At 48.9% G+C, this 12241-nt stretch carries 12 protein-coding genes and 1 other annotated feature; of the genes, 7 read left to right on the forward strand and 5 right to left on the reverse strand.

From position 1 onward, the window contains the following. The 5 genes from thrB to yjjY all read right to left on the reverse strand — a co-directional run bounded on the left by thrB (position 1) and on the right by yjjY (position 4981). On the reverse strand, positions 1-930 hold the full coding sequence (gene thrB, locus ACLJR2_RS01275; protein ID WP_000241685.1) for a homoserine kinase: 930 nt from the start codon (positions 928-930) through the stop codon (positions 1-3). A 1-nt stretch (position 931) separates the two neighbouring features. Next, on the reverse strand, positions 932-3394 hold the full coding sequence (thrA, locus tag ACLJR2_RS01280; protein ID WP_001264688.1) for a bifunctional aspartate kinase/homoserine dehydrogenase I: 2463 nt from the start codon (positions 3392-3394) through the stop codon (positions 932-934). A 25-nt stretch (positions 3395-3419) separates the two neighbouring features. Beyond that, positions 3420-3540: a sequence feature (Thr leader region), on the reverse strand. Further along, positions 3476-3541, reverse strand: a complete 66-nt coding sequence (thrL, locus tag ACLJR2_RS01285; protein WP_001575544.1) for a thr operon leader peptide — start codon at positions 3539-3541, stop codon at positions 3476-3478. Its footprint overlaps the feature before it by 65 nt. 213 nt (positions 3542-3754) lie before the next feature. After that, positions 3755-4441: a tRNA/rRNA methyltransferase gene (locus ACLJR2_RS01290; protein WP_001266769.1), complete on the reverse strand. Its 687-nt coding sequence runs from the start codon at positions 4439-4441 to the stop codon at positions 3755-3757. A gap of 399 nt (positions 4442-4840) precedes the next feature. After that, positions 4841-4981: a protein YjjY gene (gene yjjY, locus ACLJR2_RS01295; RefSeq protein ID WP_001541509.1), complete on the reverse strand. Its 141-nt coding sequence runs from the start codon at positions 4979-4981 to the stop codon at positions 4841-4843. Between the two features lie 95 nt (positions 4982-5076). On the opposite strand from yjjY, the gene arcA reads away from it, so the two are divergent. From arcA to ACLJR2_RS01330, 7 genes are all read left to right on the forward strand, one after another. Beyond that, positions 5077-5793, forward strand: a complete 717-nt coding sequence (arcA, locus tag ACLJR2_RS01300; protein ID WP_001194359.1) for a two-component system response regulator ArcA — start codon at positions 5077-5079, stop codon at positions 5791-5793. A 266-nt stretch (positions 5794-6059) separates the two neighbouring features. Further along, entirely contained in the window at positions 6060-6374 is a 315-nt protein-coding gene (locus ACLJR2_RS01305) for a hypothetical protein (RefSeq protein ID WP_000749516.1), read from the forward strand. Positions 6375-6758: 384 nt separating this feature from the next. Then, complete coding sequence (locus tag ACLJR2_RS01310) at positions 6759-7430, forward strand: winged helix-turn-helix transcriptional regulator (RefSeq protein ID WP_000811637.1); 672 nt, start codon at positions 6759-6761, stop codon at positions 7428-7430. Between the two features lie 338 nt (positions 7431-7768). Continuing rightward, entirely contained in the window at positions 7769-8314 is a 546-nt protein-coding gene (locus ACLJR2_RS01315; protein WP_000482231.1) for a fimbrial protein, read from the forward strand. A gap of 70 nt (positions 8315-8384) precedes the next feature. Continuing rightward, positions 8385-9068, forward strand: coding sequence for a fimbrial biogenesis chaperone SthA (gene sthA, locus ACLJR2_RS01320; RefSeq protein ID WP_000680522.1), 684 nt, complete (start codon positions 8385-8387; stop codon positions 9066-9068). Between the two features lie 45 nt (positions 9069-9113). After that, positions 9114-11651 carry a fimbrial outer membrane usher protein gene (locus tag ACLJR2_RS01325; RefSeq protein ID WP_001160707.1) on the forward strand — a complete coding sequence of 846 codons (2538 nt, stop codon included), beginning with the start codon at positions 9114-9116 and terminating at the stop codon, positions 11649-11651. Positions 11652-11668: 17 nt separating this feature from the next. Beyond that, a complete protein-coding gene (locus ACLJR2_RS01330; RefSeq protein ID WP_001056989.1) occupies positions 11669-12226 on the forward strand; it encodes a fimbrial protein in 558 nt (185 codons plus the stop codon). Positions 12227-12241 lie beyond the last annotated feature (15 nt).

The following is a 12241-nucleotide window of genomic DNA, read 5'->3' on the forward strand; positions in this document are numbered from 1 at the left end:
TTATCCCACTACTCGTGCGCCCGCCGTATCCAGCCGGCAAATATGAACGAAGCCTTCCTGATTTTGCAGATAATGTTTGCTCAGCCAGTCCGCGACGCGCTGCGCCGTCTCCGGTTTATCGCATAGCGCAAACAGCGTCGGCCCCGACCCGGAAATCCCGCTCGCCAGCGCGCCGATCTCCGACACCGCCTGCCGCGCCTGGCTAAAGCCCGGCAGTAAACGCGCGCGGTATGGTTCGGCAATAACATCTTTCATCAGCGCGGCGGCAAGCTGCGGCTGCCGCGAGTAACAGGCGTGAATAAAACCGGCCAGATGCCGTCCATGCGCAATGCAATCCTGACGGCGATACTGCGCAGGCAAAATGGCCCGTGCTTCTGCGGTGGAAACTTTAATGCCCGGATAAGCCAGTACCCATAGCCACTCATCAAAGCCCGGCACCTGCTGACTAATAATGCCGTTTTCTTCAATCATCAACTGCATACCGCCAAGAAAGCACGGCGCGACGTTATCGTAATGGATGCTGCCGGAGATACGGCCTTCCAGCTCGCCCATCAGCGCCAACAGACGCGTGTCGTTTAACGGTTTGCCGCAGTGCTCATTCATCGCGACCAGCGCAGCGACGACGGAACAGGCGCTGGACCCTAACCCGGAACCAATCGGCATATTTTTTTCCAGCGTCATCGCCACCGGGATGGTTTTCCCCAATGCCTGGCAAAAACGTTCCCAGCACTGATAAACAATATTTTCACGCGGCTCCGGCGGCAGTTTATCGGCAAATCGCCCCAGGTTATGCAGACGGAAATGGTCCGCTGCTTCAACGGATACCACATCGCCCAGCAACGTGCCGTCAACGGGTGTGACGGCCGCGCCCAACACGTCGAAACCGACGCTCATGTTCGCGCTGGAAGCCGGGGCATACACTTTCACCATGTTAAACTCCTAACTTCCATGAGAGGGTCCGTAACAGATCGGCAAACACGCCCGCCGCCGTCACATCATTGCCTGCGCCGTAGCCGCGCAGCACCAACGGCAAGGGCTGATAATAGTGGCTGTAGAACGCCAGCGCGTTTTCACCGTTTTTCACTTTGAAGAGCGGATCGTTACCATCAACTTCGGCAATCTTCACGCGGCACACGCCATCCTCTTCGATATTGCCCACATAGCGCAATACCTTACCTTCATCACGAGCTTTCGCCACACGGGCGGCAAACGCGTCGTCAAGCTGCGGCAGATGCGCCATAAAGGCGGTCACATCGCCGGAGGCGTCAAACTCGTCCGGCAACACCGGTTCAATCACAATATCGGAAAGCTCCAGCTCGCGGCCCGTCTCGCGGGCGAGGATCAACAGTTTACGCGCCACATCCATACCGGAAAGATCGTCGCGCGGATCGGGTTCGGTATAGCCCATCTCGCGCGCCAGCGCGGTCGCCTGTGAGAGACTCATCCCCTCTTCCAGTTTACCGAAAATAAAAGAGAGCGACCCGGAAAGAATGCCGGAAAATTTTTGCAGTTCATCACCGGCATTCAGCAGGTTTTGCAGGTTTTCGATTACCGGCAAACCGGCGCCGACGTTGGTGTCATACAAGAATTTGCGCCGTGATTGCGCGGCGGCGAAACGTAGCTGATGGTAGTAGTCCATCGACGAGGTGTTCGCTTTCTTGTTTGGCGTCACCACATGGAACCCTTCACGCAGGAAGTCGGCATACTGGTCGGCCACCGCCTGACTGGAGGTACAATCAACAATCACCGGATTGAGTAGATGATATTCTTTCACCAGGCGAATTAAGCGTCCCAGATTGAACGGCGCGTTCGCTTGCGCCAGTTCCGCCTGCCAGTTGTCCAGATTCAGGCCATGCACATTGGTTAGCAACGCCTTTGAGTTCGCCACGCCGCACACGCGTAGATCGATGTGCTTGTTCTTCAGCCAGGTTTGCTGACGTTTAAGCTGTTCCAGTAGCGCGCCGCCGACGCCGCCGACGCCAATGACAAACACTTCAATCACCTGATCGGTATTGAACAGCATCTGGTGCGTTACCCGCACGCCGGTGGTGGCATCGTCGTTATTCACCACCACAGAAATGGAACGCTCAGAAGATCCCTGAGCGATCGCCACGATATTGATATTAGCCCGCGCCAGCGCGGCGAAGAATTTCGCTGAAATGCCGCGTAGCGTGCGCATACCGTCGCCGACAACAGAGATAATCGCCAACCGCTCCGTAACCGCCAGCGGCTCCAGCAGCCCCTCTTTCAGCTCCAGATAGAACTCATCCTGCATCGCACGGCGGGCACGCGCGCAGTCACTCTGCGGCACACAGAAACTGATGCTGTACTCAGAGGAGGACTGGGTAATGAGCACCACCGAGATCCCGGCGCGAGACATGGCGGCGAAAACACGCGCCGCCATCCCAATCATCCCTTTCATTCCAGGGCCGGAGACGCTAAACATCGCCATGTTGTTAAGGTTAGAGATCCCTTTCACCGGCAGATTATCATCGTCGCTGGACGCGCCGATCAGCGTTCCTGGCGCCTGCGGATTACCGGTATTTTTAATCAGACAGGGGATCTGGAACTGGGCGATAGGCGTTATGGTGCGAGGGTGAAGGACTTTGGCGCCGAAGTAAGAGAGTTCCATCGCTTCCTGGTAGGACATCGATTTCAGCAGCCTGGCGTCCGGCACCTGACGCGGGTCACAGGTATACACGCCATCGACGTCAGTCCAGATTTCACAGCAGTCAGCGCGTAAACAGGCGGCCAGCACGGCGGCGGAATAGTCGGAACCATTACGGCCCAGCACCACCAGTTCACCCTTTTCATTACCGGCGGTAAAGCCCGCCATCAGGATCATGTGATCGGCCGGGATCTGGCTGGCGGCGATACGGCGAGTCGATTCCGCGATATCGACGGTAGATTCAAGGTAATGGCCCACCGCCAGCAATTTTTCTACCGGATCGATCACCGTGACGCGATGTCCACGCGCCTCCAGGAGTCCCGCCATAATCGCGATCGACATTTTTTCGCCACGGCAAATCAGCGCGGCGTTGATGCTATCCGGGCACTGACCCAGCAGGCTGATACCATGCAAAACATGTTTGGTCTGAGCGAATTCTTGTTCGACAACCATTTTCAACCGTGCAAGCGGGAATCCCGGCTGCGCGCTGGCAAGTCCTGCGAGCAGGTCAGAAAAAATACGTTCGGCATCGCTGATATTCGGCAAAGCATCCTGACCGCCGATAGTTTTTTCAATCATCGCCACCAGATGGTTGGTAATTTTCGCGGGGGCGGAAAGTACGGTCGCTACCTGCCCTTGCCTGGCATTGCTTTCCAGAATATCGGCAACACGCAGAAAACGTTCTGCATTTGCCACTGATGTACCGCCGAACTTCAACACTCGCATGGTTGTTACCTCGTGATCTCTGGTCGAAAAAAAAGCCCGCACTGTTCAGGTGCGGGCTTTTTTCTGTGTTTCCTGTACGCGTCAGCCCGCACCGTTACCTGTGGTAATGGTGATGGTGGTAATGGTGGTGGTGCTGATGCGGTTCATGGATGTTGTGTACTCTGTCATTTTTATTTGTCTGTCTTGTATTCCTATATTGGTTAAAGTATCTGCCCGCCTAAGTCAATAAATTTTTAAATTGATCACATTCCGAAACTTGTTCATGTGCTGCTGGCGATATATTTATTTTCAACCAATTCCCCCTGTTATGATCTCTTGCAACCAGACGTAATCTCTTATTATTTTAAAAATTACAGCACGTTATTTTGTTAGTTTTTTTTCAATATCATGGACCAAACGGTGCAACATTACCGTATCTCGCTGTCCCAACAGGCCGATTCGCTGTTGTAGCCAGTCGGTTAATTTGTGGTCATCGGCCGCCTCCAGAGTCGTTAGCAGGCGTAAAAGGCGCGCGCGTAACGCCTGTAACTGCGATTCATCAGCAATATCAACGGATTCTGTGGTCTGTTGCATTAAACCTGCTAATTGATAGCAATACACCATGACTGCCTGACCCAGATTGAGCGAAGGGTAATCCGCCGCCATCGGCACGCCGGTCAATACATCCGCCAGCGCCAGCTCGTCATTGGTCAAACCGGAATCCTCACGGCCAAAAACCAGCGCGGCATGACGCATCCAGCGTGATTTTTCCTGTAATAAGGGAACCAGTTCAGCGGGCGAAGCGTAGTAATGAAATTTTGCCCGGCTGCGGGCTGTCGTCGCGACGGTAAAATCCACATCGTGGAGCGCGTCGGCAAGGGTGTGGAAAACCTCAATATTATCAATAATATCTCCAGATCCATGTGCGACCCAACGGGTGGCGGGCTCCAGGTGCGCCTGGCTGTCGACAATACGCAGGTCAGTAAATCCCATGGTCTTCATAGCCCGGGCGGCTGCGCCGATATTTTCCGCTCTGGCGGGAGCGACAAGAACGATTGTTACACGCATTTCATTACTCTTTTTGACTAATTTACAGGAAATTAGCTGGCGTTTGTAAGCATATTACGCTTCGCAAATTTACAAAATTTTAACGGATATCACTGAAAAAGCATTTTTGATTTCGTAAAAGACGCTACACTATTGCGTATCTGTACTATTGCTGTTTATGTTAACAGAACATCGTTATCCTGCTGTTTATTTAGGATAATTTAATTTAAAATAGATCCTGCTCTTTGGATTCATCGCATTTATTAGTTGGCTTACGTAACTAGTTGGAATATTGCAAATTTGTGATGAAAGCTAGCATTTAGCTACGATGATTTCATCAAACTGTTAACGTGCTACAATTGAACTTGATATATGTCAACGAAGCGTAGTTTTATTAGGTGTCCGGTACGTCTTAGCCTGTTATGTTGCTGTTAAAATGGTTAGGATGACAGCCGTTTTTGACACTGTCGGGTCCAGAGGGAAAGTACCCACGACCAAGCTAATGATGTTGTTGACGTTGATGGAAAGTGCATCAAGAACGCAATTACGTACTTTAGTCATGTTACGCCGATCATGTTAATTTGCGACATGCATCAGGCAGGTCAGGGACTTTTGTACTTCCTGTTTCGATTTAGTTGGCAATTTAGGTAGCAAACATGCAGACCCCGCACATTCTTATCGTTGAAGACGAGTTGGTAACACGCAACACGTTGAAAAGTATTTTCGAAGCGGAAGGCTATGATGTATTCGAAGCGACAGATGGCGCGGAAATGCATCAGATCCTCTCTGAATATGACATCAACCTGGTGATCATGGATATCAATCTGCCAGGGAAAAACGGTCTCCTGTTAGCGCGTGAACTGCGTGAACAGGCTAACGTTGCGCTGATGTTCCTGACGGGCCGCGATAACGAAGTCGACAAAATTCTCGGCCTCGAAATCGGCGCGGATGATTACATCACCAAACCGTTTAACCCACGCGAATTGACCATCCGTGCCCGCAACCTGCTGTCCCGTACCATGAACCTGGGTACCGTCAGCGAAGAGCGTCGTAGCGTTGAAAGCTACAAGTTCAACGGTTGGGAACTGGATATCAACAGTCGTTCACTGATCGGCCCGGACGGCGAGCAGTATAAACTACCGCGTAGCGAGTTCCGCGCGATGCTTCACTTCTGCGAAAACCCTGGCAAAATTCAGTCGCGCGCAGAGCTGTTGAAAAAAATGACCGGCCGCGAGCTGAAGCCGCATGACCGTACTGTTGACGTTACCATTCGTCGTATCCGTAAGCATTTCGAATCCACGCCGGATACGCCGGAAATCATCGCCACCATTCACGGCGAAGGTTATCGCTTCTGCGGCGACCTGCAGGATTAATTCGGCCCAGGCACCAAACCGTAAAAACAGCCGGTAAGTTATTCTTACTGGCTGTTTCTTATGCTCCCCTTCCGCTAAGCGGCCCCGCTTTCCCTCCTGACCTGCCGTTATGACGTACTCTTTTACATAAAAATTGTCGTATAGCGCTGTTTATCTCAGCTTGCGAAAGTTAAGGTAGTTTGTGTATTAACATTAAAGAGTAATACACGGGATTTGTTGGTCCCCAAAAAATGAGGGGATGCTCACAGGACGTGAGGTTTCAAAGGATGAAAAAATCACCATTATGCTGCTACCTGTTTTGCGCAGCGATGTCAGCTTCATCAGCCGCGCTGGCTGCTACCGCGCCGGTCTCCGCAGGCGTTATTCATTTCAAAGGCCAGATTGTCGAATATGGTTGTAATCTTGCGCCTCACGATCGCAATATCGAGGTATCATGTTCGCGGAATAATATCCCCCATTTGCAGACAGTCGCCACACCGTCTGGAAACGCTATTTCGTTGATGAATGGAATCGCCACGGTACGGCACGTGTCGTTAAAAGATCATCCGGAGATTCAAAGTCTGATCGTCCAGTACCGCTAACCGCTTATGGCTCCCGCCGGGAGGAGTTCCGGCAGGCGGCGATTTCGCTCAGTAAAACGCCGCCCGCCTGCATTTTGTACTTTTCTCTCATTCGTATCCTCCAACAGCGATGTTCATCGCTTCGCTATCCTGTACGCTCTACGCGCTCGTTAAGCACGGTACCTATGATAGCTGCCATAAAATGATTGCAAATAAAATCATCACATTTACTATGGTTAACCTTAAAAACAGCGTTGTCGCTCATGCATTGATAAGGTGAATACATTGACTTAAATATTCTTGTTGGCTATTTTTATTTACTTAATTATAATTTTAAGTGAATATTAAATTTATGTTTACCTTTTAATAGTCAACCATTTTATCTGCTATAATAATGGGGAAGATATGAAGCAGTTAAACGGCGGGAATGTGTATCGTCCCACAGGGAAAGAAAAAAACCTGCAAGCCATTTTAAATATTCACCGGCACGTTATTCAAAACATCTCCCCTGTCACTATTACGGCCGGTAAAACACTGGATATCAAGATTGATAATCAATCCCACATCCTGTTAATCACTAAAGGCACTATTAAAGTATGTCGGCGTATCGACAGCATTGTAATGGGCTGCGGTGTCTCACCAATGATTTTAGGCCTTGTAGATGCCTATGCTGACTTATACCAGTTAGAAGAGAATTCAGACGTCTTTTTTATCGCCGAAACCACCTGTGAATATTATCCTGTCCCAGTAAAAGATTTTGTGGAAATAGCTGATGAAAAGCATCTCTGGCGTGACATTTCGAACATCCTGATGTACCGCATTGCTTTCATGACTAACCGTGACAGAAACCTTATCGGGCAGGACGCCTATAGCCAGATAAAAGCGCTGTTACTTGAACTGTGGTCGTATCCTGAAAGCTCACGATTTGAGATCAACGCACAGAACTTCATACAGCAGAGAACCGGGCTTTCACGCAGCCGTATCATGCAGGTACTTTCAGAACTAAAAGCGGGGGACTATATAAAAATACTGCATGGAAGACTGTTAGAGCTTCGAAACCTGCCGGTTTCATTTTAAACGGACAAGCGTCGTATATTCTTAAAAATAAAGCAATATAGAGTTAAATAAATCCTCCAGGAAATAATAACTATTATCAAAAAAGAGATCTTGCTCTATAAATCCAGTCATCAACCATACTTCTTTAGTGGTATTTTATTAAACTTTGTTACCGGGTCCGAAACTGGACTGCCGTTCAATATTGCATCAGAATTTTTATTGAGTTCATAGTTGATATACGTAGAATAGCCGCCTGCTTATCTACAGAACAGAAAGAAGCGCATACAGAGTAAAATATAATATTTTATTTTATATAGCTATCTTTATTTTTCAGCGAATAGAATCAGGCAACAATTAATATGTTTAATAAGAAAATTATCATCCTGGCAATGTTAACTGCCGTAGCATCCGCACCGGTATTTGCCCAGAACACGATTACGTTCAATGGCAAAATTTACGATCAGGCGTGTACGGTTCAGGTTAATGGCTCCACGGATACCACCATTGATTTAGGCAATTACAGCAAAGAACGCATCGCGGAAAAAGGCGCCACAACCGATTACGTGCCGTTTACCGTAAGCCTGGTTAGCTGCCCGGAAGCAGGGACTGGCGTACCAACCCAGGCCATGTTCCGCTTCCACGGCGCAACAGATGATTCTAACCCAACGTACTTCAAAAACGCGGACGAAGGATCGGAAACGGGCGCCGCGGGTGTCGGTATTTCTATTCAGAACGCTTCACATAGCGATGTGACAGATAACACGGATGATGCCGCAGTAAACCTGCCAACCGACGGATCGACAGCAGCCTTTACCTATTACGCCGCCATGGCAAACGATGGTTCCGCAACCGTAACCGGTGGAGATGTTAGCACTCAGGTTACGTATACCGTTTCGTATCAGTAAGGCATTCTCATCCTGATATGGACAGGCAGGATGCCAGTCCATAGCGTAAAACATCTTTACAGAGTAAAAAATGAAACACATAAAGAAATCCGTGTTGGTCGTATTACTGACAAGCCATGTTGCCCATGCCAGCATTGTTGTTGGCGGAACCCGACTGGTTTTCGACGGCAATAATGATGAGTCGTCAATCAATGTAGAGAATAAAGACAGCAAAGCGAATCTTGTTCAGTCATGGTTATCGGTTGCCGATCCCCAGGTCACAAATAAGCAGGCGTTTATTATCACCCCGCCTCTTTTTCGCCTTGATGCCGGGCAAAAGAACAGTATTCGGGTTATTCGCTCTGGCGCCCCCCTACCTGCAGATCGGGAGTCTATGTACTGGCTCAATATTAAGGGTATTCCTTCTATTGATGATAATGCCTCCGCGAACCGCGTGGAAATCTCCATTAATACCCAAATAAAGCTTATATATCGACCGCCAGCATTAACAAAATCAACGCCTGATAGCCAGAGCCAACAATTAAAATGGCAGACGGCAGGTGATGTTATTACCGTAAATAACCCCACTCCCTATTATATGAACTTTGCCAGTGTGACGCTTAACAGCCATGAAGTGAAATCAGCAACCTTCGTTCCGCCAAAATCATCAGCGTCATTTAAATTGGGTTCTACTGCCGCCCCTCATGGCACGGTAACGTGGCGATTAATCAGCGATTATGGGATGAGTTTAGAGCCGCATTCCGGTTCATTCTAGCCATTAACGACTTCACTTTACTTTTACCCTTTCAGGACTTTTACTGTGCAATTCTCCAGAGTAGAGCCCCGTTCTCAATTAGCGTTATCGTTTCTCTTTATATGCTGTTCCATAAAACCAGCGTTAGCGCATGATCATTTTAATCCATTATCGTTGGAAAATGATGAACCGGGCGTGGAGAATGTCGATCTATCGGTTTTCGAAAAGGGGGGGCAGGCAGAGGGCACCTATAATGTTGATATTTATATTAATAACACCAGTGTTGAAACAAAAAATATTGCCTTTAAAAATAAAAAATCAGCAGATAATAAGCTCTCCCTACAGCCGTGTCTTAGCGTTGAACAACTCAAGCAGTGGGGCGTAAAAACAGAAAACTTCCCCGAGCTTAAAAATGACCCAAACGGGTGTACCGATCTTAGTCTGCTGGCTGGCGCTGTAGCAAAGTTTAATGTCATCGGTAACCGGCTGGATTTAGCGATCCCTCAAATCGCGTTGATCGCCGACCCGCGAGAATTCGTCCCTACCAGCGAATGGGATGAAGGCATTAATGCTTTTTTGCTGAACTACAGTTTTACCGGATCGCAGGATCACGATATTGATGAAAACCGGACGGAAAATAGCGAATACGCTAACCTGCGCCCTGGTATTAACATTGGCGCATGGCGTTTTCGTAACTACTCAACCTGGAATCATGATAGCGATGGGCAAAATAGCTGGGATTCTGCCTACACCTATGTTTCTCGCGATATCGAATTTTTAAAAGGACAGCTGATCGCCGGGGAAAATAACACGCCCGCGGACGTCTTTGACAGTATTTCATTTAAGGGCGTACAGATCTCTTCTGATGACGATATGTTGCCGGACAGTATGAAAGGGTTCGCCCCGGTCATTCGCGGGGTGGCCAAAAGCAGCGCGCAGGTGACCGTTGAGCAAAACGGTTATACCATCTACAAAACTAACGTTCCGGCGGGTCCATTCGCCATCAATGATCTTTATCCAACTGGCGGTTCAGGCGACCTGTACGTCACCATCAAAGAATCCGATGGTTCTGAACAGCATTTCATTGTGCCCTACGCCAGCGTTCCGGTATTACAGCGTGAAGGCCACCTGAAATACGACCTGACGGTAGGCCGCACGCGTTCATCAGATACGCATTCCGCACAACAAAATTTCGCAGAACTGACGGCCTTATACGGATTAGCAGGCGGCATAACCGCCTATGGCGGAATAGAGAGTACGCTGAGCAATGATGTTTATCATGCGGCGCTCATCGGGACAGGTTTAAACCTTGGCGATCTGGGCGCATTGTCTTTAGACGTCACCAACTCATGGTCAAAAATTAAAGCAGGCGATGTGGTTAGCGATACGCTTACCGGACAGTCCTGGCGTATTCGTTACAGCAAAGATATTCAGTCAACAGGCACCAATTTCACTGTCGCTGGCTACCGTTATTCGACCAAAGATTACTACGCTCTTGAGGATGTGCTGGATACCTATAGCGATAATAGTCACTATGATCATGTACGTAATCGCACCGACCTGTCGTTATCGCAAGACATTATCTACGGTTCCATTTCACTCACTTTATATAATGAAGATTACTGGAATGACACTCATACCACATCATTAGGTATTGGCTATAACAACACATGGCATAACGTAAGCTATGGCATTAACTATTCTTATACGCTGAACGCCGATAATTCTCAGGATGAAGACGACGATACGGAAGACAGTAATGACCAGCAAATTTCAATCAATATTAGTATTCCGTTAGATGCCTTTATGCCGTCAACGTATGCCACCTACAATATGAACTCCGCGAAAGACGGCGATACCACGCATACTGTCGGTTTAAACGGAACAGCGCTGGCACAGAAAAATCTCTCATGGAGCGTTCAGGAAGGTTATTCCTCTCAAGAGAAAGCCACCAGCGGTAATGTGAGCGCAACCTATAACGGGACGTATGCGGATATTAACGGCGGGTATAGCTACGATAATCATATGCGCCGTCTGAATTATGGCGTTCAGGGCGGCGTACTGTTACATCGAAATGGCCTGACACTATCCCAGCCAATGGACGACACCATCATATTGGTTAAAGCTCCTGGCGCAGCGGGTGTCCCCGTGAATAACGAAACGGGCGTGGACACCGATTTTCGCGGGTATGCCGTCGTACCTTATGCTTCGCCTTACCATCGTAATGAAGTGTCTTTAGATACGACGGGCATTAGAAAAAATATTGAGCTCATTGATACCAGTAAAACGCTGGTGCCTACCCGTGGCGCGGTGGTCAGGGCTGAATATAAAACCAATATTGGTTACAAGGCATTGATGGTATTAACCCGCATAAACAATCTGCCTGTTCCTTTTGGCGCGACCGTCTCGTCTTTAACAAAACCAGACAATCACAGCAGTTTTGTTGGTGATGCGGGGCAAGCCTGGTTAACCGGACTGGAAAAACAAGGGCGGTTATTAGTGAAGTGGGGACCAACAGCAGCAGACCGGTGTCAGGTCTCTTACCGTATACCGAGCTCCCCCTCCGCTTCTGGCGTAGAAATCTTACACGAGCAATGCCAGTGATTCTGGTGGGATAAAAGATGAATATGAACAGATTTGCTGCATTAGCCACCCTGTTAACGTTCACGGGTCTGGCATTATGGTCGCCCTCGATCAACGCGGCATACAATACCGCAGATGCCGTAGACATTAACGTTACGGGATTAATTTATGCCGATCCGTGTACCGTGACGGTCCCCGACACGATCTCTCTTGGACAATATGCCCGGGCGGATATCGCCGTGGCCGGTGGCAATACCGCCACCATTCCTTTTACCATAAAAATGACGAATTGCCCGGCAACGACCACAAAAGCCGCGATTTCATTTAACGGCGTACCTTATCCCGATCCGCATTATGCTTCTGCGATTTATGCAAACAGCGCGGCCAATCCGGCGCAGGATTTAGGATTACAGCTTTTTAACCTGGACGGCAAAAGTCTGGTCAATCTGGCCAACAACGTCACTTACACGGTGGATATCAACAGTAATACCCACGAAGCCAATTTGCCTGTCGCCGCAAGGATGTATACCCCGTATGGAAAAGTCACGGCAGGGGATTTCACGTCCGTTGTGACGATCACTATCGCATGGCAATAACATCTTTCTATTTCA

The sequence above is a fragment of the Salmonella sp. SAL03688 genome (assembly GCF_046551895.1).
Classification (GTDB): domain Bacteria; phylum Pseudomonadota; class Gammaproteobacteria; order Enterobacterales; family Enterobacteriaceae; genus Salmonella; species Salmonella enterica.

Bases quoted from the DNA above. Each gene is read 5' to 3' on its own strand.
- ACLJR2_RS01310 (WP_000811637.1), top strand. From the start codon at position 6,759: ATGAAGCAGTTAAACGGCGGGAATGTGTATCGTCCCACAGGGAAAGAA.
- ACLJR2_RS01330 (WP_001056989.1), top strand. From the start codon at position 11,669: ATGAATATGAACAGATTTGCTGCATTAGCCACCCTGTTAACGTTCACG.
- yjjY (WP_001541509.1), bottom strand. From the start codon at position 4,981: ATGACTAAAGTACGTAATTGCGTTCTTGATGCACTTTCCATCAACGTC.
- ACLJR2_RS01305 (WP_000749516.1), top strand. From the start codon at position 6,060: ATGAAAAAATCACCATTATGCTGCTACCTGTTTTGCGCAGCGATGTCA.
- sthA (WP_000680522.1), top strand. From the start codon at position 8,385: ATGAAACACATAAAGAAATCCGTGTTGGTCGTATTACTGACAAGCCAT.
- ACLJR2_RS01315 (WP_000482231.1), top strand. From the start codon at position 7,769: ATGTTTAATAAGAAAATTATCATCCTGGCAATGTTAACTGCCGTAGCA.
- arcA (WP_001194359.1), top strand. From the start codon at position 5,077: ATGCAGACCCCGCACATTCTTATCGTTGAAGACGAGTTGGTAACACGC.
- ACLJR2_RS01290 (WP_001266769.1), bottom strand. From the start codon at position 4,441: ATGCGTGTAACAATCGTTCTTGTCGCTCCCGCCAGAGCGGAAAATATC.
- thrA (WP_001264688.1), bottom strand. From the start codon at position 3,394: ATGCGAGTGTTGAAGTTCGGCGGTACATCAGTGGCAAATGCAGAACGT.
- thrB (WP_000241685.1), bottom strand. From the start codon at position 930: ATGGTGAAAGTGTATGCCCCGGCTTCCAGCGCGAACATGAGCGTCGGT.